This window comes from Micromonospora noduli, from assembly GCF_003264475.1.
GTDB classification, from domain to species: domain Bacteria; phylum Actinomycetota; class Actinomycetes; order Mycobacteriales; family Micromonosporaceae; genus Micromonospora; species Micromonospora noduli.
Genome location: NZ_PYAC01000033.1, coordinates 127142 through 148442, shown reverse-complemented (window position 1 = coordinate 148442; position 21301 = coordinate 127142). Strand labels below are relative to the sequence as shown.

Sequence of the window (21301 nt, the reverse complement as noted above, 5' to 3'; positions counted from 1 at the left end):
GGATCACCAGGCCGTCGAAACACGCGGAGGTGACGTAGCCTCCGGCCATGATCGAACGGGTGAAGGTCGCGGTTGTCGGTGTCGGTAACAACACGTCGGCGCTGGTGCAGGGGCTAGCTCTCTACCGCCAGAGCGGCAGCCTGGTCGGGATTCGTAGGCCGACTATCGACGGGCTCGGGGTGGGCGACATCGACGTCGTGGCGGCCTTCGCCACCTCCGAGGAGAAGGTCGGTCGGGACCTGACCGAGGCGATCTTCCTGGCGCCCAACAACTTCCCTCGGCTGGACTGCGATCTGCCCAGGGCCGGCGTGCCGGTCACGAAGGGCCTCGTCGACGCGAGCGAGGTGCGACGGGTGGCGGCGGCGCTGGCAGGGGCGGAGGTGCTGCTCTACTCCGCGCCGAGCGGTCGGCCGGAGACCGCCCAGGCGTACGCCGAGGCGGCCCACACCGCGGGTGTCGCCTTCATCAACACGACCTCCGACCCGGTCGCCCGCCATCCACGCTGGATCGACAGGTTCGAGGCAGCCGGACTGCCGTTGCTCGGCGACGACCTGGCCAGCCAGTTCGGCACCTCGGTGCTGCACAACGCGCTGCTGCGGCTCCTGCAGGAGCGGGGCCTCACGCTGGTCAGCTCCTACCAGGTCAATCTGGGCGGCACCGAGGACTTCCGCAACCTCGTCGAGAACCCCAACACCAAGAAGCAGTCCAAGCTCAACGCTCTGTCGGACGCCGACAGCGTCGAGGTGGCACCGCTCGGGTACCTGCCGCATCTCGCGTCGCAGAAGGTGGCTCACCTCAACCTTGAGGCGCAGGGTTGGGGTGAGACAGCGGTGAGCCTCGACGTGAAGCTGAAGGTGCACGATCCGAGCGGTGCCGCCGGCGTCAACATCGACCTCATCCGCATCGCCGCCAGCGCGCTACGGAACGGGCGTGGTGGTCATGCTGCCGAGGCGACGTCGTTGTTCAAGTCTCCGCCGGGGACAGCTATCTGAAGTCCGTCTGCCTCAGGCCGCGCCGACGGAGCGGTAGACCTCCACTGTCTGTCGGGCGATGGCGTCCCAGGAGAAGTGCTGCACCGCGCGCCGTCGACCGGCCAGGCCGAACCGCTCGGTGCGCGCCGGGTCGGCCAGCAGCGTGTTGATCGCGGCCGCCAGGTCGGCCACGAAGCGGTCCGGGTCCAGTGGAGTGCCGGAGCCGTCGGTGGCCTGCTCGATCGGCACCAGCAGGCCGGTCTCGTCGTCGGCCACGACCTCGGGGATGCCGCCGGTCGCGGTCGCCACCACGGCCGTCTCGCAGGCCATCGCCTCCAGGTTGACGATGCCCATCGGTTCGTAGACCGACGGGCAGACGAAGACGGTGGCGTGCGTGAGCACCTGGATCACCTCGGGCTTGGGCAGCATCTCGGCCACCCAGACCACGCCGGAACGGTTGGCCCGCAGCTCGGCGACCAGCTCCTCCACCTCGGCGGCGATCTCGGCGGTGTCCGGCGCGCCGGCGAGCAGGACGAGCTGGGTGTCCGCCGGCAACTCCCGGGCGGCCCGCAGCAGGTACGGCAGCCCCTTCTGCCGGGTGATCCTGCCCACGTAGACCACGCTGGGGCGGGACGGGTCGACGCCGAGCCGGTCAAGCACGTCGGTGCCCTGATCCGGGGCGTACTGGATGGTGTCGATGCCGTTGTAGACCACCCGGACCCGGTCGGGGTCGATCTGCGGGTACGCGGTGAGCACGTCGTTGCGCATTCCGCCGCTGACCGCGATCACCGCGTCGGCGGCCTCCATCGCGGTGCGCTCGATCCAGGAGGAGAGCACGTAACCGCCGCCCAGCTGCTCGGCCTTCCACGGCCGCAGCGGCTCCAGGCTGTGCGCGGTCACCACGTGCGGCACACCGTGCAGCAGCTTCGCGGTGTGGCCGGCCAGGTTCGCGTACCAGGTGTGGCTGTGCACCACGTCGGTGCCGGCCGCGCCGGCGGCCATCTCCAGGTCCACGCCCATCGTGCGCAGTGCGGCGTTCGCGCCGGTCAGGCCCGGCGGTTCGGCGTACGCGGTGACGCCCGGCTCGGTGCGCGGCAGACCGAAGCAGTGCACCCGTACGTCGGCGAGGCGGCGCAACTCCCGAGCCAGGTACTCGACGTGCACACCCGCGCCGCCGTAGACCTCCGGTGGGTACTCGCGGGTGAGCAGATCGACGCGCAGGGATCCGGTGGCCGGGGAGGAGTCGGTCATGTGCGCACCCTAGTGCAGAAGACTCCCCGTACGAGTGGTGAAGTGGGACGCGGGTGGATAGCGTCGGGGCATGGCTGCCAAGGTGCTCGCGATCGTCCTGGCGGGTGGGGAGGGCAAGCGCCTGATGCCACTCACCACGGATCGGGCCAAGCCGGCCGTCCCGTTCGGCGGGATGTACCGCATGGTCGACTTCGTCCTCTCCAACCTGGCCAACGCCGGCTATCTCAAGATCGTCGTGCTGACCCAGTACAAGTCCCACTCCCTCGACCGACACATCACCAAGACCTGGCGCATGTCCACGCTGCTCGGCAACTACGTCACCCCCGTGCCGGCGCAGCAGCGTCGTGGCCCGTGGTGGTTCGCCGGCTCGGCCGACGCCATCTACCAGAGCTTCAACCTGATCAACGACGAGCAGCCCGACTACGTGATCGTCTTCGGCGCCGACCACATCTACCGGATGGACCCGCGGCAGATGGTGGAGGACCACATCGCCTCCGGCGCGGCGGTGACAGTGGCCGGCATCCGCCAGCCGCTGTCGATGGCCGACCAGTTCGGCGTCATCGAGGTCGGCGAGGACGGCAAGCGGATCCGGGCGTTCCGCGAGAAGCCCACCGACGCGGTCGGTCTGCCCGACGCGCCGGATGAGATCTACGCCTCGATGGGCAACTACGTCTTCACCACCCGGGCGCTCTGCGAGGCGGTCGAGCGCGACGCCGAAGACAAGTCCAGCAAGCACGACATGGGCGGCAGCATCATCCCGATGCTCGTCGAACGCGGCGAGGCCAACGTCTACGACTTCCGCGACAACGAGGTGCCGGGCAGCACCGACCGTGATCGCGGCTACTGGCGGGACGTGGGAACGCTCGACTCGTTCTACGACGCGCACATGGATCTGATCAACGTGCACCCCGTCTTCAACATGTACAACTTTGACTGGCCGATCTACACCGAGCAGCCGCCGTGGCCGCCGGCGAAGTTCGTGCACCAGTGGGGTGAGCGGGTGGGCCGGGCGGTCGGCTCGATGGTCTCCCCGGGTGTGGTGATCTCCGGCTCGCTGGTGGAGAACTCGATCGTCTCGCCGAAGGTGCGGGTGCACTCCTGGGCGCACGTCGAGGGTTCGGTGCTGATGGAGGGTGTGGAGATCGGCCGGCACGCGGTGGTCCGGCGGGCCATCCTGGACAAGAACGTGTTCGTCCCGGAGGGCGTCGAGATCGGCGTCGACCTGGAGAAGGACCGGCAGCGCTACACCGTTTCCGACAACGGCATCGTGGTGATCGGCAAGGGCCAGAAGGTCGTGCCGTGACCGACAGGCACTCCCCGAGGAGGATCCCGCAGTGACCCACCCCCGTGCCGGCCAGCCCGCCGAGCCCGCCGACCTGGTCGACGTGCCGCGCCTGGTGACCGCCTACTACGCCGAGCATCCGGATCCCGCGGACCCGGCCCAGCAGGTCTCCTTCGGCACCTCCGGCCACCGCGGCTCCAGCCTGCGCAACGCGTTCAACTCCGACCACATCCTCGCGGTCACCCAGGCGCTCTGCGACTACCGGCGCGAGCAGGGGCTGGACGGGCCGCTCTTCCTCGCCCGGGACACCCACGCGCTCTCCGCGCCGGCCGCGGTGGACGCCCTGGAGGTGCTCGCCGCCAATGGGGTCACCGTGCTGGTGGACAGCCGCGACGGTTACACCCCGACCCCGGCACTGTCGCACGCGATCCTCACGCACAACAGTGGGCGGACCAGCGGGCTCGCCGACGGCATCGTGATCACCCCTTCGCACAACCCGCCCGACGACGGCGGTTTCAAGTACAACCCCACAAACGGTGGGCCGGCCGACACCGACGTGACCCGGTGGATCCAGGACCGGGCCAACGCCATCCTCGCCGCCGGGCTCAAGGAGGTCCGCCGGATCACCTACGCACGGGCGCGGGCCGCCGACACCACCGGGGAGTACGACTTCCTCGCCAACTACGTCGACGACCTGCCGGCCGCGATCGACATCGACGCCATCCGTGACGCGGGGATCCGCATCGGCGCGGACCCGCTGGGCGGGGCGAGCGTGGCGTACTGGGGTGAGATCGCCGAGCGGCACCGCCTGGACCTGACCGTGGTCAACCCGACGGTCGACCCGACCTGGCGGTTCATGACCCTGGACGGCGACGGCAAGATCCGGATGGACTGCTCCTCGCCGAACGCGATGGCGTCGCTGATCGCCGCGCGGGCCGACTACCAGATCTCCACGGGCAACGACGCCGACGCCGACCGGCACGGCATCGTCACCCCGGACGCCGGGCTGATGAACCCCAACCACTACCTGGCCGTGGCGATTCGTCACCTCTTCCGCACCCGCACCGAGTGGGGGCCGGCCGCCGCGGTGGGCAAGACCCTGGTCTCCTCGTCGATGATCGACCGGGTCGCCGCCGACCTGGGTCGGCCGCTGCTGGAGGTGCCGGTCGGCTTCAAGTGGTTCGTGCCTGGTCTGCTGGATGGCGCTGTCGGCTTCGGTGGCGAGGAGAGCGCCGGGGCGTCGTTCCTGCGGCGCGACGGCTCGACCTGGACCACCGACAAGGACGGCCTGCTGCTCTGCCTGCTCGCCGCCGAGATCCAGGCCACCACCGGCCGCAGCCCGAGCGAGCACTGGGCGGAGTTGGCCGAACGCTTCGGCGCCCCCGCGTACGCCCGGATCGACGCCCCTGCCACCCGGGAGCAGAAGGCCGTGCTCGGCAAGCTCTCCCCGGAGCAGGTCACCGCCACCGAACTCGCCGGTGAGCCGATCACCTCGACGCTGACCACCGCTCCCGGTAACGGCGCGGCGATCGGCGGCCTCAAGGTCAGCACCGAGTCCGGCTGGTTCGCCGCGAGGCCCTCCGGCACCGAGGACGTCTACAAGATCTACGCCGAGTCCTTCCAAGGCCCCGACCACCTCAAGAAGATCCAAGAAGAAGCCAAAGCTCTGGTAGACCAAGCTCTGACCTCCTAACCCCGGCGCCCACCCGCCCATCCGCCCGCCTTGATGGGGACGGGTGGGCGGGGTCAGCAGGGCGGAGGTATTTCCCGTTGGGTGCGGCGCAGTTCCTCAGGGAGCAGCTCGCGGAGCTGCTCGGGCAGGAACGGCAGGTCGAGCAGCGTCATCTTCAACTGGTTGCGTTCCTGGTAGCGCAGCGGGTCGAAGCGCACCACCAGGCCGGCGTTGCGGCGGTAGCTGATTTCCACCGCTCCCTCGGTGGCCGGGTCGCGGAACACCAACCCGTCCATCTCCACCACCACCGGGGACGAGTCGGGCTCCAGTTCCAGCCGGATCTTCTCGCTCGGTGAGAGCACCACCGACCGGGAGATGCCGGCCATCGGTGCCGACGGCGTGATCACCATCGAGTCCGCCGCCGGGGAGATCAGCGGGCCGCCGGCGGCGTAGCTGTACGCCGTGGAGCCGATCGGGGTGCTGACCACCACGGCGTCGCAGCGGTAGTAGCCGTACTGCTGGCCGTCGATGGCGAGTGTGACGTTGACGAAGCCGGAGCCGGGCTGGCGCACCAACGCGATGTCGTTGAACGCCACCACGTCGTCGCCACACACGTCGCAGGCGAGGCAGGCGTGCGACTCGATGGTGAACTCCTTCGACAGCAACCGGCTCAGCGCCTCAGGAAGCTCCGGCGGCTCGATCTCGACGAGAAAACCCACACGACCCAGGTGTACGCCGAGCACCGGCTTCGGGTCGAGGACGGCGGATCGCAGCGCACCCAACATGGTGCCGTCGCCGCCGACGCTGATCAAGGCGTCGGCGCGGGCCGCCACCTCGTCCTCCGGCACCGGCACGATGCAGGACGAGACGCGGTGCTGGTCCTCCTCGCGAACCATCAGCGTCTTGTGGTGACGCTTCGCCCACCGTTCGATGATCCCGACCACCTCGGTGACATCCCGGGTGGGGTGCAGCACAAGTCCCAGCCCCGACACCCGTACAGCTCACCACATCGGCGGCGACCGTACCCGGCGTACACCAAAGGTGCGCCGACGGTCCGCGGACCGTCGGCGCACCTCGCCACCATCAGGGGCGGGACTGCCCGGCGAGGTGGGTCAGCGAGCGGGCGACCAGGTCGTCGCGGGCCGCCGGAGGCAGACCCTCCAACCCGAAGCCCAGGTACACCGTGTCCCCGGTGACCACCACCGAGCCCTCCTCGAACGCCTGCTGGCTGCGCGACCAGTCGTTGGCGTTGCCAGCGGAGCCGGGCGGTGGGCCGGCCACCGTCCAGCCACCCAGGTCGGCCGACTCGAACGAGGTCTCCGCCACTGTCGACCCGTCGACCAGCACCCGGGCGTCGTCCAGGAAGACGCCGAGACCCTGGGTGCCCCAGTCCGAGGCGTACGTGATCGACACCTCGACCTGCTTACCTGCGTAGCCCGACAGGTCGACCACGAACTCCTTCCAGCCTCCCGACGACCCGCTCGCCGCGTTCCAACTGCCGGTGCTCCCGGTGGGAGAGCAGTCCGCGCCCTGGTAGTGCGCGAGGAACGGGTGCAACTGCTCCACCCAACCCTCGGTGCAGCTGTCCCCGGTGACCGTGCTGGTTTTGCCGTTGGCGTCCGGCAGGGTCGTCCAGTCGTCGCTACCCACCTCGTGCGCCTCGACGAACATGAAATCCCAGTCCTGCTCGATCTCGTAGGAGGTGAAGAAGCGCAACTCTCCGCTGCTCGCCCCGGTGAGATCCACAGTGCGTGTGAGCCGCTTGTACGACTCGTCGGTCTGCCCGCTGTACAGGTACCACTCACCCGTACGCGGATCGAACGGCGCGCCGCCCGGCCGGGTCCAGCCCACCGGCGCGGAACTGGCGAACTGCGGGAACTCGTCCTGCGGCAGGAAGCTCGACGTGGTCAGGAACGACGCGGTGTGCGCCTGGTTCTCCGCCGAGCCGGAGGCGTTCAGCTGCCCCTCGAAGCCGGTGAACGCCGCGTCGGTCCCGACGACCGGGAACGGCTCCCCGTCCGGGTTGGTTCCGCCGTCGCTGACGTAGGTGTGCGCGCCCAGCCAGTACTGCTGGAAGTCGTTCAACAGCGGCAGACAGCTGGCGGCCTCGGCGTCGGTGCACTCCGGCGGCGCGTCCGGGTGATAGACGTACGACCCGTTGGCGCCCTGCGCGAACAACGCGTACTGGCCGCTGACCAGTAGTTTGCCGCCCTCGTTCAGATAGTCCCGAACGGCCAGCTCGGTTTCCAGTGCCGCCCTGGCCGTCGTGCCGGCCACCTGACCGGGGGAGCGCAGGATCACGTCGTCGCCGGTCTCCCAGACCACCGCCTCGTAGTGCGACAGCACGCCGAGCGGGTGCGGCGCCCTGCGGCCCATCGCGTCGAAGTCGTACACGTCACTGCTGCGCCCGGCGGCGCCCAGCGACGCTGCGACCTCGTCGGCGTACTTCGCTGTGGTGCCGGTCTGCGCCGGGCTGAGGCCGGTGACGTCCTCCATCGCGAGGACCAGCACGTCGCCCCCGACGTCGTTGTGCACCCGATAGGTGAAGTGTTCGCTGGCCACCACCCCGGCGCGCGGTTTGTTCCCGGTGAACCAGACCTCCACCCGGTCGCCCGGCTTCGCGCCGCTGACCGTGCCCCGTAGCTCGGCGTAGTAGTCGTCGTGTGTGTCGCCGTACCGCTCGCCACCGCGCCACTCGCGGACCGCGACCGTCTTCGGCCGCCCACCGTTGATCGTGTAGTGCATCCGCACGTTTCTCAGCGCCCGACGGGTGATCGAGGCGACCTGCTGGGTGCGCCCGTACGAGGTGTCGAAGGCGTCGACCACGAAGTCCGGAGTGCTCCGACCGACCACCGAAACCGGGTCGTCCGGGTCCGCCGCCGACCGGGCCACTGCCAACGCGAACGGTAGATTCTTGCTCACCTCGCCGGCGATCAGCGTCTCGTCGTCAGGGAAGATGAAGCCGCTGACGCAGTCCTCGGGGCGCCACTGGTCGTCCGGGTCGACGGCCGAGGCGGCCTCGCAGGTGGACATCTCCGGGGTGAAGCCCAGCGTGCCGTACCTGACGGTGGCGTGACTGTCGGTGTCACCGTTTGTGGTGTACAGCTCCGCCGAGATGTCCGGGTCGTAGCCGGGCACCGCGGGATGCTCGTCGTCCCCGACCATCGCCTTGTAGATCTCGTCGTCGGGGCTGGGTGTGCTCACCTGCCAGCCGATGCCGTAGAGCAGCAGCTCGGCCGCCGAGTGGTAGTTGACGAAGAACTCGAACCCGACCCGCTTGAAGAGCCGGTCCAGGGCCTTGGTCTCCGGCTCGGAGTTGGGGCCCGGGCCCCGGTAGGTCTCGCTGTTCGGCTCCGGAGAGGAGCCCTCGTTGTCGTACCCCCACTTGTAGCTGAAGTTGCGGTTGAGGTCGACGCCGTCGCCGGAGCCGAGCTGCCCGTCACCGTTGTTGTCCCGCAGGTTCTTGCGCCACAAACGGTTACCGGGGGTGAACGTGAAGTCGTATCCGTCCGGGTTGGCGACCGGCAGGAACCACAGTTCGGTCGTGTCCAGCAGTCGGGTGATCTCCCGGTCGGTGCCGTAGCTGTCCAGCACGTGATGCATCAGCCGGCGGGTCATCTCCGGCGTGATCCACTCGCGGGCGTGCTGCGCGCCGGCGTAGAGCACCGCCGGTCGCTGGCCGTCCGCGACGGTCCGCGCGTTCTTGGTGACCTTCACGGCGACGATCGGCTGCCCCTGCTGGCTGCGACCGATCGTCTCCACCTTGGTCAGCTTGGGATACCGGGCCGCGGTGGCGTTCAGCTCGTCTCGCAGGCCGCCCGGCTCACCGTACTGACGGAAACTCGTCCAGCCGGCCGCGGCCTGCTCCCGTAGCGCCTGCGACGCGTCCTTGCCTCGCACCTTCTTCACCGACAGCGGTACGCCCTTGTCGGTCAACCGCTTCGCCTGCCGTCGGCTGAGGACCGTCTCGACAGTCGTGCGGCCGGACGCGTCCGCCTTCGCGTCGTGGCCGAGGTCGACCCCCGCCGCGCGCAGTTGCTCCCGCTGTTTTGCGTCGACAGTGCCGACGTACACCTCCAGGCCGTCGCGGACGGCCGGGTCGGACGGCGGCCGCGCGCTGGCCGGTGGGGTCAGTGCCAGTGCGCCGAGCAGGGTGACCACGCCGGCGATCGCCAGTCGTCTCGGTCTCATCGCGCCTCCTTGGGTGAAGGACCTGTAGGCGCGAGCCTTCGGTGCGGCGTGATCAGTGTCAATAGGTCGATGGGTGCGAGGTCGCTGACCGTGCCGGTGTCGGGGCTGTAGGTGACGGTGGCTCGGGTCGGCCAAGACGCAACAGCAAACCACCGCCGAGGCGCGAGGTCCCTTTTGCGCATCTCTGCGTTCTTCTGGTCGTTGTTCCGTCAGGAGTCACCTCCTGTCGGACGTCGCCTATTCGGCTCGGACGGTCGCCGCAGGACGAAGAGGGCGAGGGCGAGATGTACGTAGTGATCATGGCGGGCGGCAAGGGGGTGCGGCTACGCCCGTACACCTCGGTGCTGCCCAAGCCGTTGGTCCCGATCGGCGACAACTACGCGATTCTCGAGATCATCCTTTACCAATTGGCGGCTCGAGGATTCACCCAGGTCACCCTGGCGATCAACCATCTCGGCTCGCTGATCCGGGCCTTCGTTGGTGACGGCTCCCGGTTCGGCCTTCGAGTCGATTACCTGGAGGAGGGGGCACCCCTGTCAACCATCGGGCCGCTGTTCGGGATGCGCGACCGACTCCCCGAGCATTTCTTGGTGATGAACGGGGACGTGCTCACCGATCTCGACTACGCCGACCTGCTTGCCACGCACGTTCGGTCGGGCGCCCCGTTGACGGTGGCCACCTACCGGCGGAGCGTGAAGATCGATTTTGGGGTGCTGGAGGCCGAGGGTGACAAGATCATTAAGTTCAACGAGAAGCCGGTCTTGGACTACCGGGTCAGCATGGGCGTCTATGGCCTTTCCGCCCGCACGATCGCGAACTATCAACCGGGGCGCGCTTTCGGGTTCGACGAGCTCGTTCTAGATCTACTCAGGAAGGGCGAGCCCCCGACCAGCTATGACTTCAGCGGGTACTGGCTCGATATCGGCCGTCCTGAGGACTACGACGAGGCCAACCGCTGCTTCGCCGAGGTTGAGCCCATCCTGCTGCCGGCTGGTGTGGCCCGCCCCCACGTCGAGGTCGACACGGTGACAGCCGCTCAGCTGACCCGCATTTCACCCGTATCGACAGCAGACTAGGAGCAGGCCCCATGCAGGCATCTTCGACCGACGAACTGGTGGCGGTGACCGGCGCAGGCGGGTTCATCGGCTCGCACCTCGTCGAGGCACTCGTCAATCGGGGGCACCGGGTGCGGGCCTTCGTCCACTACAACGGGGCCGGCTCGTACGGCTGGCTGGACACCTTCGGCGCTGACCAGTTGGCGCAAGTGGAGGTGGTCGCTGGCGACATCCGGGACCGGGGAATGGTGCAGCGGCTGGTCGACGACGTGTCGGTGGTCTACCACCTGGCCGCCCTCGGCGGCATCCCGTACTCCTACCTGGCGCCGCAGTCGTACGTAGAGACGAACATCGTCGGCACGCTCAACGTGCTCGAGAGTGCTCGGGTGGCAGGCAGCCCGCGAGTGGTGGTTACCTCGACCAGCGAGGTTTATGGCACGGCGACCAGCGTCCCTATGACCGAGACGCACCGACTGCGCGGGCAGTCCCCGTACGCGGCCACCAAGATCGGCGCGGATAAGCTGGCCGAGAGCTACCACCTGAGCTTCGAGTTGCCGGTGGTCACCCTGCGCCCGTTCAACACGTATGGCCCGCGCCAGTCGACCCGGGCGGTCATCCCGACAATCGTCGCCCAACTCGCACGTGAGCCCGACCTCATTGAGTTGGGTGCCGTCGAGACCACCCGGGACCTGGTGTTCGTCGGGGACACCGTCGCCGCCTTCATCGCGGTGGGGTCCGCGCCCGCCGACCGTGTGGTCGGGCAGGTGTTCCAAGCGGCCACGGGCCGGGAAACCTCGGTCGGTGAACTGGTCCGCCGGATAGCTGGGATTTTTGGCGCCGATCCGCAGATCTTGGTTTCGGATGCACGACTACGTCCGACCGGCTCCGAGGTGGAACGGCTTCTCGGTGACGCCAGTCTGCTCCGTGCGCAGACCGGCTGGGCGCCGGTTACGTCCCTCGACGCCGGGCTGAAGGCCACCGTGGAATGGTTCCTCGACCCCGCCAATCTCGCCCGCTACCGGGTCGACCGCTCCGTCTGAGCGCCAATCTCACCGTGACCGGCCGCCCCCGAACCGACGCGGTGGCGGCCGGCACTCTGGCCTCAACTCGTAGGACACAAACAGCGCGGTCAACGACCGCAACCAGCGACAGGAGCAGTCTTGAAGATCGTCGTGACCGGTGGGGCAGGGTTCATCGGCTCCAACCTCATCGAGACCCTCGCCGGGATTCCCAGGGTAAGTGAGATCGTCGCTGTGGACGACTTGTCGACTGGCTCGCTGGACAACCTCCTCGACCTGCCGGTGCGGCTGCTGACCGGCACCATCCTGGACCCCGACCTTCTCGACGAGGCGGTCCACGGGGCGACAAGCCTGGTGCACCTGGGTGCTCTCGGATCGGTGCCCCGCTCCATTGACAACCCGGTAAGCAGCCATCACGCCAACGCCACCGGCACCCTGATGGTCTTGGAAGCGGCGCGGCGACACAAGGTTGCCCAGATCATTCTGGCCTCCTCGTCGTCGGTCTACGGTGCCAACCCGACCCTGCCCCGTCGGGAGACCCTGCGCCCGATACCGCTCAGCCCGTACGCGGTCTCCAAGCTGGCGACCGAGGCATACGCCAACGCGTACGCCGCCTGCTACGGCATGTCGGTGCTGCCGTTCCGGTTCTTCAATGTCTTCGGTCCCCGGCAGGCGGCCGACCACGCCTACGCCGCGGTCGTTCCCCGATTCGTCAGCGCTGCTCTGGACGGGCGTCCACTGCAGGTGCACGGCGACGGTACGCAGACCCGCGACTTCACGTACGTCGGCAGCGTCATCTCGGTGATCAGCGACGCGATCCTGCGAGGGGTCTCCGCGCCGGATACGGTCAATCTCGCCTTCGGCGCCCGGATCTCGTTACTGGAACTGATCGCCGAGTTGGAGGTCGTGCTGGGCCGGCGGCTGGAGGTCGTGTACGGGCCGTCCCGCGCCGGTGACGTGCGGGACTCCCAGGCCGACTGCGAGCGGCTGCGGGAACTCTTCCCGGCGGTCAACGCGACCTCTCTCGTTGACGGGCTCCGGGAGACGGTCGACTGGTTCCGTCGGGCCCGGGTTCCCACTGCCCAATGGCCCGCCGCCCGTGCACGCTCGGCCTGACCGCGGTCCGCCTCCGAGATGACCAGGATCCTGCTCTTTGGCGCCTCCGGTTTCCTGGGCCGCCATGTGCGGACGGCGCTGGCTGCCGACGCCACCCTGACCTGCCCCACTCGCGCAGAGTGTGACCTGGTTACGGTCGACTTGCGCGACCTCACCGCCCTGGTCCGGGCCAGCCGGCCAACCGCTGTGATCAACTGCAGCGGTCGGATGGCCGGCGACGACCACCAGCTGCTGCGCGCACATACGCTGGTCACCGCGAAGCTCATCGAGGCCGTCGTCGCCGGCGCGCCCGGTGCCCGACTGGTCCGGCTCGGCTCGGCTGGCGAGTACGGCCCGGTGCCCGTCGGGCGGGCGGTCGGAGAGGGCAACCCGACCGAGCCTGTGGGCGGTTACGGGCTCAGTCAGCTGGCGGCCACCCGGCTGACCGAGTTGGCGATCGCGGCCCGCCGGATCGATGCCGTGGTCTTGCGGGTATTCAACCCGATCGGGTCCGGCATGGCCGAGCAGAACGTCTTGGGCCGCACGGTGCGGCTGCTGCGTGACGCAATCAGGCAGGGCTCGCCGGCGATCGCGCTGGGTTCGCTGGATGCCTGGCGGGACTTCGTGGACGTCCGGGACGTTGCATCAGCCGTCCAGGCCGCCGTCGGTGCTCCCCGGGTTCCACCCGTTCTCAACGTCGGCAGCGGCAACGCAGTACGAATCCGCTATGTCGTCCGACTGCTGGCCGACGCTGCCGGGTTCACCGGTGCGGTCAACGAGACCGCCCCGGCGTCGGACGCCGCCCGCTCGGCGACCGTGTCGTGGATGTGCGCCGACATCTCCGCTGCCCGGGAACTCGGCTGGGCCCCTGGGCATGCGCTCGCCGACACGGTCAAGGCGATTTGGACGGACGGCGGCTGAGCGTGCGACACCTGGCTAGTTGGGGACGCGTTGGAGCCCGTGGTCCGAGGAGGCGGGAGCATCAGGGAGCGGCGCTTGTCTACGCTGCCAGATGAGCCGACTGCGCAGAACGGTCATCGATGCCACGGACAGGCCACCGTAGAGCAGGGCGGAAGACCAGGCAGCCCCGGCTGCTCCCCAGATCGGAGCCGTTACCGAGTACAGCAGCAGCGCGGCTACCGTCCCGCTCGCTCCGACCAGCCCTGCGCATCCCACCCAGCCGCCCCCCAGTAGGCCCCGACTGGCCACCGCGAACGGTGCGAACAGCAGTTCGCCGAGCAGCAGGACCAATAGGAGCGGCTTGGCGTCGGCGAACGCGGAGCCGAAGACGGGTGTTATGAGGAACCAGCCCGCCACCGCCACCGGTAGACCCGTGGCCAGGGAGGCGAGGAATGCGTAGAACGCGGTTCGGTCCACCTCGGCTGTCTCACAGCCCAGGGTGACCTTCCGGTAGGTTATTTGGCCCAAGGCCGCGGGTACTACGCGAGGTGCCTCGCTCAGCGTCGCCGCTGTCGAATAGACACCGACGACATCGGCGCCAGCGGCGCCGCCCAGGATGTATCGATCTGCGCGGAGTGCCAACGCGAGTCCGATGGTGAGACTTAGTGACTGGATGCCCGAGCGAAGCAGCCGGACCGTCTCCCACCGGTTGGGCTTGGCGAACACGAGCAGTCGAGACGAGCGCAGGTGAAGTGCTTGTGCGACCGCCAGCGTCATCATGCCGACTGCCTGACCGGCCAACAGTGCCCAGGCCGTCCGATCGAGCAGCAACGCGGCGAGCACGAGACCCACAGTGCCTCCGGCCGCGACGGCGGCAGCCCAAGTGCTGCCGGTTCGGAAACGACCAGCCGCGTACCACGTGTCTGGGAACTGGACCAGGGCTATTTGACCGCTGGTTACGAGCAGCACCGCAAGTAGGAACGAGGGTTCGGCCAGGCCCTGGTCAATGGTTAGCCCGCATACCCGACACGCGACGGCGGCCAATGTGCCACTGAGGACCACCGCAGCCACCGTCAGCCAGGTGTAGGAAGCAAGCAGTCTTTGACGCGACGACTCGTCCTTCAGCGTCGGCAGTCGTGCCCGGAGAGCGTGAGACGTGCCGAGAGCGGCTACCAACGAGGCGATGCTACCGCTCGTGGCACCGAGCACCATCAGACCTCGGTCGTGAGGCCCGAGCAGCCGGCTGGCCAGAATGCCGCCAATGGCAAGACTGGCAGCTTGCGTCAGGCTCGCCCCCGCCATCGCGGTGAGCGTTCGTCTCATGGTGTGTCCGCCGCCTGGGTTTTTCCGGGTCCGGTTGGATCGCGAGCGAGCGGACACCTGGCTGCAGGACAGGTCGAGATGCAACTAGGGCGTGGTCCGCTCGCCACTGTCTGGACATGTACTCAGGTTGTAACGGACCATGAGCGAAATGGGTGCGGCCCCCGGGGCGACAGTGACCCTGCTCGTCTTGTCAATAATGATCGAGCTATCGGTGCAGGTGAGCACAAATCACATTAGTCGGCTTGCCGTGAAGCAGCCCTAAAAGGCTGCCCTTTTCTGATAGAAACACTCAGAGGAAGGTGTCCATTGCGGGCGGGTCAGTACCTGGGACAGGGCCGTGGTCGGCACGTCGGCGGTGAATGCGGTACGCCGCATGAAGCCGGGCGCCCCGCCGATGCGTTTCAGCCCGTGAAGAGTGAAGGGACTGACGCATGGCCCTCGTCACGCCTACCGTCTCGCCGATCGGGAGGCTTGGGCGCCGAAGTCAGGCCGGGGTTGGTCGTGACGACGTTCCGGCGCGGTCAGGCATTCGGCCGGATGCCGTAGTCGGCGTCGCCATGCTGCAACTGATCAGCATTGCTCTCGCGCTCCCCGCGCTGGTGGCTTCGCCCAGGCTCGCGGCGGCCTCGGCCGCGCTTGTTGCGGTTTCGAATGTTGTCCTGCTGGCGCGACTTCGTGGCAACCGGCAGGTAAGTCTCGGCTCGATGTTCCTGTTCATCTATGCCGTGTTCCATGTTGGCCTGACGCCTTACCTCATCCTCGGTGCCATGCCGAGGCTCCTCACCGGAAGTACCGGTGATCCGTTGACGTGGCTGCTGTCGCCGCAGATCGCTGCAGCGCTGGTGTTGGTCACGGTTAGCATGGCGGCGTATCTGCTCGGCTATGCCGCCGTCGCTTGCCGGCGAAGCGCCGGGCGGCACCAACGCACTGCGGCGGCCGCGAGAGACCGCGTAGCGACCTCGAGCATCGTGTGGATGGGGCCGATCCTAATACTCCTGGGGACCGTGCTACTTCTCAAGGTCGTCTTGTCCGAGGGGTTGAACACTCTCGGTGCAGACAACTACGCGTTGTTTCGTACCGAGCAGCACACACCGGAGTTGGCATGGTCGTTCTTGTCTTTTGGCATAGGTATGGCAGTGCTGGGGACAAACGGCCGTCTTGGCAAATCGCACTGGTGGGCATTGGCCTTTCTGCCCGTCGTCATCGTTCCGCTCGTCATCGGGTGGCGCAGTGGCACGATCTTTCCGCTGGCAGCCTTCCTCCTGGCCTGGAGCCGACGGCAGCATGTGCGGATCCGGCTATGGCACGGCGCAGCCTTTCTCGGCCTGCTCACACTGGGATCGGTGGTACGTCAGGCACGTGAGGGCGGACCGAGTGGGTTCCGTTTGACGGCGGCGTCACTCAACCCGCTGGACGGTCTCGCTGAGATGAGCGCGACGCTGCGTACTGTGGTCGTAGTGCGGGAATGGGACGTCAACGGACACGTGCCTGCGGTGGGCTGGCAGACCTACTGGGCGCCGGTGGAGCGTCTGATCGGCCACGCCCTGGGGCTGGATGTCGTCCCAGCGACGCTCGATGAGCGCAACCTTTCCACTGTCTTCCTGGCCCAGCCGGAGTTGGGTGCCATCGGCGGATCGCCCACAGCTGAGGCATACCGCGCTGCCGGCGTCGTCGGCGTCGTCGTCGTGATGGCCTTGATCGGGGCCGCGGTCGCGTTTCTGGACTCCCGCCAATCCTGGTCGATGTGGGAGTATTCGGTAGGAATGATCGGCTACGTGCTGCTGGTCTGGACCCGCAACAACTTCACGCCGGTCGTGGCACAGGTCTTGCTTTGCCTGAGCATCATCTGCGCGGCCCGTCTGTTGGACAGTGTTCGGTCTAGCCGACTACCCGAACCAGCTGGGCCGGGGATTCAGCGAGCCGGGCGGACTTCCACTCGGCAACCACCCAGCTGACTGCGCCAGCGGTCAAGGTCAGGAGCGGCTGGCGGTCCGCTGCCAGAGCCGTCGCCATTCCTGCACGACATGTTCGACTGTGAAGTGCGACGACCTCAAGGAGCGGCTGAGCGCTTGACGCTGTTCAGCTGGCATTTCCGCCTGACGCAGCGCGATGGCGGCCCAGGCGTCCGCCCCGGCCGTCAATGATGCCGGCACTACTCCCTCGACCAGCGTTGCCACCTCTACCAGCGTGGGCAGGTCGGTTGTCACCACGGGAACACCAGCGGCCAGGGCCTCCAGCACCACACCCGGAAGCCCTTCCCGTATCGACGGCAGAAGCAATACATCGGAGGCAGCCAGCACGGACGCGACCTCGTCGACCTCACCCGCCAGGATTATTCGTGCATCGCCAGCTGCTTCCGGGTGCACACCGGTGATATCAGCGGTGCCACCTGGGCCAGCGATCAGGAGTCGGGCCTGCGGCTGCACCTCGCATGCGGCTCGGTGCACTTCTATGAGGAACTGCCTGTTCTTCTCTGGCGCGGCCCTGCCGATATAGCCGAACACCGGCACATCGAGCGGTAGTCCCCAGTGTCGGCGGGCGCTCTGCTGGTCCCACCCATCTATCCGGCCGATGGCGACGCCGTTCGGAAGCACACGGTACCGCTGATCATCCGGGCGTCCCGCGGCGAAGTCCCTGGACGCTGCGGTCACTCCTAGGACGTCAGTGGCCGCGTGGGAAAGCAACCGTCTGAGCAGCGCCCGTTGGGCGCGACGTCGGCGGGTGTCCGGCCGGCCGTCGCCTTCGCTGGACAGCCGCGCGATCCGTGTCGGTACTCCGCCCGCTCGCGCTGCCAGCAGGACGAGGGCGCTGGTCAAGCTGATGTGGGACACCACGACATCTGGCTGCGACGATCGCAGGTACCGCCACATGCGCAGGGGGAAGGAGTGCTTCGGATTCACCGGCAATTGTGTGACGGCGGCACCGGCAGCCCGGAAGTCATCCGCCAGTGTGCCTTCCCAACCGGCGACAGTGACAAAGGTCTGAAAGATCTCCGACTGCGGAATGGTGCGACATATGTCCAGCGAGGACGTCTCGATTCCGCCCCGATCGAGGCATCCCATCACATGGACCACCCGGACGGGGCCGCCAGCCCGAGAAGGTACCCCCAGTGTGCCGTCTGCGCGCCTGGAGCCGGGGGGCACCGGTGGGTCGCCCGGTCGTGTGTCGCGCAGCTGACCAGGAGCGGAGCGGGCTTGACCGTCGGACAGACGGCGTGGTTTGGCTGGTCCTAGGGATGCCATCGCTCGGCGCTCCTCACAGGTCGCGGGACGGAGATCAGGGTGGCGGGTGGTCAGCGAGAGGGTGTCGTGATCGGCCGTTTGGTCGCGTCGCGCACGGCCTGGTAGAAGGCTTCGCGCCGGGGATTCAGGGACTCCCGGGAGTACCGTCGGGCGTGCGCGAGGTTGCGGGCGGAGGCTGCGCTCATCCGGTCCGGGTCTTGGAGCATCTCGCCGATTACCCGGGCGAGTTCCCGTGGGTCGTCGGGGCGGACCATGTCCACCGCCGGCAGCAGTTCGGGAATCCCACCCACCCGCGTGCCGACGGCGGGCAGGGCGCGGGCCATCGCCTCGATCAAAGCCCGCGGAAGTCCCTCGGTCCGGGACGGCATGACGAAGAGGTCGGCGGCGTCAAGGTGCTGGCGTAGCTCCTCTCCGGGAGAGCACCAGCCCACGAACGCGACCTTGTCCGCCACGCCGAGGCGAGCGGCGAGCTGCTCAAGGCGCGGCTGGAACCGGCCTGTCCCGATATGCGACATCCGGGCTGGTACGCCAACGTGGTTTAACCGCGCCACTGCGGTGATCAGGGTGTCGAACCCCTTGTACATCTGGTCCATCGTGCCCACGGTGATGATGTGGTGCGCCTCGCCTTTCGCGCTAGGCCCGCGACTCGCCATCGCGAAGGCCGACGCCGAGAGGTCGATGCTCGACGCTGCCACGGTGGGCACGTCGGTGCGGGTTGGATATCTCGATTGCAGGTGGCGCTCGGTGACGTACGAGGCGGCGACCGCCCTGCGGCACTCGTGGCGCAGCCTGGCCACGAATCGGCGTCGCAGCAGGGGACGTAGCGGGTGCCTGATGACGCCGGGCGCGAACACGTCGTACGGGTCCGCCACCACCTCCACGCCGTACGGCAGTTGTGCGCGATCGCGGTGAGCCGCCAGGAGCGTACCGATGGCCGATGGCACCCGCAGGATCACCGCGTCGTGATTCGTCGCGGCTCCGCGCACGGCTGCCTGGATCGCCGGTCGAACCGAGATGTACTGCCGCGGCCCGACGTAGTACGGCACGGGCCACACGTCAATGTCGTCACCGTCGACTCGCCGGGCGCCGTCCGGTGCCGCCGTCACCTCGCGGACCCGAGCCATCACCCGAACCCGGTGGAACGTCGTCAGATACCGGACCCAGAAACCGTGGTCCGGCCCATCGGTGGTCCACACCGCGCCATCGGGAGTACGGGAGAATCGGGCCTCGGAGGTGACGACCACTCTCACCGGCGCCGCCCACGGACGGCGACAGCCTCGATGGTGTCGGCGACCGTCAGCGCCGACCTGCGGTTGTCGAACAACTCGACCATCCGGCGTCGCGCCGCACGTCCCCGCTCGGTCAACGTGCCGTCCTCGAACGCCGTGTGGGCCTGTGACAAAGCGTCGGTCAGCGCCGGTATGTCGTCCATCGGCACCACCCACCCGCACTGCTCGTCGACAGTTTCCGGTAGGCCGCCGGCCTGGCTGACGATGCTCGGTACCGCCATCGCTCCGGCCTCGACGGCCGCCCCATGGCTCTCGCCCAGCGACGGGCTGACGCTGACGTCTGCGGCGACGTACCAGGGTCGAACATCGTCCACCGTCTCCAACCACGTGATACCCGGGTCGGCGTTGATCCCGAAGCGGTCGATCAGTTCGAGCCGATGGCGTGCGCCCTCCTCTGCCCAGCCGCCGCCGACGACGAGAAGGTGCGAGTTCGGGTGGCGCTCGCGGAACCGACGCCAGGCCGGGAAGAGCACGTCGTGTCCCTTGATGCCGCGGCCCCGGTTGACGAGTCGGATCGGTGGATACACGTAGGCGACCATGATGGCGAGGAACGTGTCGGCGGCGATCCCCAACTCCGCGCGCGCCTTCGCCCGCGCCTCGACGGGGACCTGCGGGTCGTAGTCGAGCCCAGCGGTCGGGGTGGGTGTGGGGGACAGCCAGTCCGGGCGATGCCGGTCCGTATTGACTCCGTAGGTCGCGACCGCTCTGCGCTCGGGAGGGCACCCCAGTTCCCCGTACCGGTCGGCGGCGTGTTGGCAGCCGCAGATGATGACGTCGTCCAGCCGCCACAGCAGGCGCTCGAACAGACGGATGAGCGGGGACTCCAGATAGAGCGGGCCGGCGACCATGTGCACGCGACCGACCGGCAGGCCAAGCGTCGCGATCCGGCCGGCGAACGCGGATGCGAGCAGGTGATAGTGGAGAACGTCCGGACGTAGCCGGCGGATCAGTGCCCGTAGCCCCAGCAGTTTTCGCAGGCTGGGGGCGCCGACGCGGAAGTCGAACGGCGACTCGGCCACCTCGAAGCCTCGTTGCCGCAGCTCGACGGTGAGCCGGCCCGGCCCGGGCGGCAGAATGACGACTACCTGGTGGCGCCGTCTGCGAAGTTCTTCGATCTGCGGCAGGATCCACATCCCGCCCTCGTTGGTCTTGACGAGGACAGCCACCCGCAGGGGCCGGACGTTCCCCTCTGATCCATCTGCCGGCAGGTAGGGGCGGAGGATCTCCGGACGTGCGGAGCGGGAGTTCATCGGGCTGGTACCCCCTTGACGACGGCGTGCGACGGGACGTCCCGGACAACGCAGGCCGCCGCGCCGACGGTGGCGGCGGTGGCGACGTGACGCTGCTGGAGGACGACGGCGCCGGCGCCGACCAGCGCGCCGCTGTCGACCCGGCAGCCGCCGGAGACGGCGGCCAGTGGATTGATCGATACGAAATCACCGAGAACACAGTCGTGTCCGACTGTCGCGTTCTGGTTGAGGTGGACGTGCCGGCCCAGAACGACGTTGGTGGTGACCCGGGCACCGGCGAAGACCAACAGCCCTTCGCCGTGGACGAGGTCTGGTCCCACCGTCGCGTCCGGATGCACCAGCACCGCTGCGGGCCGTGGATATGCCGCCATCCTGTCGACCACTGTCTGCCTTCCGCGCGGGTCGCCGATGCCAAGGGCCACGTGGGTCTCTGCCGGCAGCGTCGCGAGAACGTGAATCCGGCCCAGGTAGTCGGCGCCGAGTGCGCGTAGGCGTTTCAGGTTGACCTCACTCGGCGCATCGTCGACGAAGCCGGCTATCCGCCAGGCGGATCCGTGGTCGGAGGCCTTGTTGACGGCATGGACGATCGTGAGAACTTCTCGGCCGTGTCCACCGCAGCCCACGATCACGAGGTCCGTGGCCATGACCGGTTCCTCTCATAAGGAAGATCCACAATTACGTCTCCGGTGCTGTCGGCAGGTGGGCGGATCCGTCTTGTGGGGCAGGTTTCTGCCCGCCGGCTCGCTACGGCGAGACGGGCA

The 21301-nt window shown here is 68.2% G+C and carries 16 protein-coding genes; 8 read left to right on the top strand and 8 right to left on the bottom strand.

Going from position 1 to position 21301, the window contains the following annotated elements; genetic code table 11:
* Positions 1–47 precede the first annotated feature (47 nt).
* Positions 48–992: an inositol-3-phosphate synthase gene (locus tag MED15_RS25315; RefSeq protein WP_112584698.1), complete on the top strand. Its 945-nt coding sequence runs from the start codon at positions 48–50 to the stop codon at positions 990–992.
* Between the two features lie 12 nt (positions 993–1004).
* Here MED15_RS25315 and glgA read toward each other — a convergent pair whose 3' ends face one another.
* Positions 1005–2222 (bottom strand): glycogen synthase, encoded by a 1218-nt coding sequence (gene glgA, locus MED15_RS25310; protein WP_112699783.1) that lies wholly within the window; start codon positions 2220–2222, stop codon positions 1005–1007.
* Between the two features lie 70 nt (positions 2223–2292).
* On the opposite strand from glgA, the gene glgC reads away from it, so the two are divergent.
* A complete protein-coding gene (glgC, locus tag MED15_RS25305; protein ID WP_091401467.1) occupies positions 2293–3525 on the top strand; it encodes a glucose-1-phosphate adenylyltransferase in 1233 nt (410 codons plus the stop codon).
* Positions 3526–3556: 31 nt separating this feature from the next.
* On the top strand, positions 3557–5197 hold the full coding sequence (gene pgm / locus MED15_RS25300) for a phosphoglucomutase (alpha-D-glucose-1,6-bisphosphate-dependent) (RefSeq protein ID WP_112584696.1): 1641 nt from the start codon (positions 3557–3559) through the stop codon (positions 5195–5197).
* Positions 5198–5250: 53 nt separating this feature from the next.
* Here the strand turns inward: pgm and MED15_RS25295 are convergent, their stop codons facing one another.
* Both MED15_RS25295 and MED15_RS25290 read right to left on the bottom strand, forming a co-directional pair.
* Positions 5251–6159 carry an NAD(+)/NADH kinase gene (locus MED15_RS25295; RefSeq protein WP_238411002.1) on the bottom strand — a complete coding sequence of 303 codons (909 nt, stop codon included), beginning with the start codon at positions 6157–6159 and terminating at the stop codon, positions 5251–5253.
* Positions 6160–6259: 100 nt separating this feature from the next.
* Positions 6260–9367 (bottom strand): M14 family metallopeptidase, encoded by a 3108-nt coding sequence (locus tag MED15_RS25290; protein ID WP_112699784.1) that lies wholly within the window; start codon positions 9365–9367, stop codon positions 6260–6262.
* Between the two features lie 284 nt (positions 9368–9651).
* Here MED15_RS25290 and MED15_RS25285 point away from each other — a divergent pair, with 284 nt between their 5' ends.
* The 4 genes from MED15_RS25285 (at position 9652) to MED15_RS25270 (ending at position 13457) form a co-directional block, all read left to right on the top strand.
* On the top strand, positions 9652–10443 hold the full coding sequence (locus tag MED15_RS25285) for a sugar phosphate nucleotidyltransferase (RefSeq protein ID WP_112584693.1): 792 nt from the start codon (positions 9652–9654) through the stop codon (positions 10441–10443).
* Between the two features lie 11 nt (positions 10444–10454).
* Entirely contained in the window at positions 10455–11462 is a 1008-nt protein-coding gene (locus tag MED15_RS25280; RefSeq protein ID WP_112584692.1) for a GDP-mannose 4,6-dehydratase, read from the top strand.
* Positions 11463–11582: 120 nt separating this feature from the next.
* Complete coding sequence (locus tag MED15_RS25275) at positions 11583–12557, top strand: NAD-dependent epimerase/dehydratase family protein (protein ID WP_112584691.1); 975 nt, start codon at positions 11583–11585, stop codon at positions 12555–12557.
* An 18-nt stretch (positions 12558–12575) separates the two neighbouring features.
* Entirely contained in the window at positions 12576–13457 is an 882-nt protein-coding gene (locus MED15_RS25270; RefSeq protein ID WP_112584690.1) for an NAD-dependent epimerase/dehydratase family protein, read from the top strand.
* A 15-nt stretch (positions 13458–13472) separates the two neighbouring features.
* On the opposite strand, the gene MED15_RS25265 is transcribed toward MED15_RS25270, so the two are convergent.
* The gene (locus MED15_RS25265) at positions 13473–14759 is read right to left on the bottom strand and encodes a lipopolysaccharide biosynthesis protein (RefSeq protein ID WP_112726689.1); all 1287 of its coding nucleotides are present in this window, start codon (positions 14757–14759) and stop codon (positions 13473–13475) included.
* A gap of 557 nt (positions 14760–15316) precedes the next feature.
* On the opposite strand from MED15_RS25265, the gene wzy reads away from it, so the two are divergent.
* Positions 15317–16714, top strand: a complete 1398-nt coding sequence (gene wzy / locus MED15_RS25260) for an O-antigen polysaccharide polymerase Wzy (RefSeq protein ID WP_167457723.1) — start codon at positions 15317–15319, stop codon at positions 16712–16714.
* Between the two features lie 18 nt (positions 16715–16732).
* On the opposite strand, the gene MED15_RS25255 is transcribed toward wzy, so the two are convergent.
* The 4 genes from MED15_RS25255 to MED15_RS25240 all read right to left on the bottom strand — a co-directional run bounded on the left by MED15_RS25255 (position 16733) and on the right by MED15_RS25240 (position 21184).
* Positions 16733–17821, bottom strand: a complete 1089-nt coding sequence (locus MED15_RS25255; RefSeq protein ID WP_181549310.1) for a glycosyltransferase family 4 protein — start codon at positions 17819–17821, stop codon at positions 16733–16735.
* Positions 17822–18051: 230 nt separating this feature from the next.
* Positions 18052–19251, bottom strand: coding sequence for a glycosyltransferase family 4 protein (locus MED15_RS25250; RefSeq protein WP_112584686.1), 1200 nt, complete (start codon positions 19249–19251; stop codon positions 18052–18054).
* The gene (locus MED15_RS25245) at positions 19248–20540 is read right to left on the bottom strand and encodes a glycosyltransferase (protein ID WP_112699787.1); all 1293 of its coding nucleotides are present in this window, start codon (positions 20538–20540) and stop codon (positions 19248–19250) included. Before MED15_RS25245 ends, MED15_RS25250 begins: the two co-directional genes overlap by 4 nt.
* A complete protein-coding gene (locus MED15_RS25240) occupies positions 20537–21184 on the bottom strand; it encodes a NeuD/PglB/VioB family sugar acetyltransferase (protein ID WP_112584684.1) in 648 nt (215 codons plus the stop codon). The genes MED15_RS25245 and MED15_RS25240 overlap by 4 nt, the downstream gene beginning before the upstream one ends.
* Positions 21185–21301: the final 117 nt, after the last annotated feature.

Bases quoted from the DNA above. Each gene is read 5' to 3' on its own strand.
- MED15_RS25265 (WP_112726689.1), bottom strand. From the start codon at position 14,759: ATGAGACGAACGCTCACCGCGATGGCGGGGGCGAGCCTGACGCAAGCT.
- MED15_RS25315 (WP_112584698.1), top strand. From the start codon at position 48: ATGATCGAACGGGTGAAGGTCGCGGTTGTCGGTGTCGGTAACAACACG.
- MED15_RS25280 (WP_112584692.1), top strand. From the start codon at position 10,455: ATGCAGGCATCTTCGACCGACGAACTGGTGGCGGTGACCGGCGCAGGC.
- MED15_RS25270 (WP_112584690.1), top strand. From the start codon at position 12,576: ATGACCAGGATCCTGCTCTTTGGCGCCTCCGGTTTCCTGGGCCGCCAT.
- MED15_RS25245 (WP_112699787.1), bottom strand. From the start codon at position 20,540: ATGAACTCCCGCTCCGCACGTCCGGAGATCCTCCGCCCCTACCTGCCG.
- MED15_RS25285 (WP_112584693.1), top strand. From the start codon at position 9,652: ATGTACGTAGTGATCATGGCGGGCGGCAAGGGGGTGCGGCTACGCCCG.
- MED15_RS25290 (WP_112699784.1), bottom strand. From the start codon at position 9,367: ATGAGACCGAGACGACTGGCGATCGCCGGCGTGGTCACCCTGCTCGGC.
- glgC (WP_091401467.1), top strand. From the start codon at position 2,293: ATGGCTGCCAAGGTGCTCGCGATCGTCCTGGCGGGTGGGGAGGGCAAG.
- wzy (WP_167457723.1), top strand. From the start codon at position 15,317: ATGCTGCAACTGATCAGCATTGCTCTCGCGCTCCCCGCGCTGGTGGCT.
- MED15_RS25240 (WP_112584684.1), bottom strand. From the start codon at position 21,184: ATGGCCACGGACCTCGTGATCGTGGGCTGCGGTGGACACGGCCGAGAA.
- glgA (WP_112699783.1), bottom strand. From the start codon at position 2,222: ATGACCGACTCCTCCCCGGCCACCGGATCCCTGCGCGTCGATCTGCTC.
- MED15_RS25255 (WP_181549310.1), bottom strand. From the start codon at position 17,821: ATGGGATGCCTCGATCGGGGCGGAATCGAGACGTCCTCGCTGGACATA.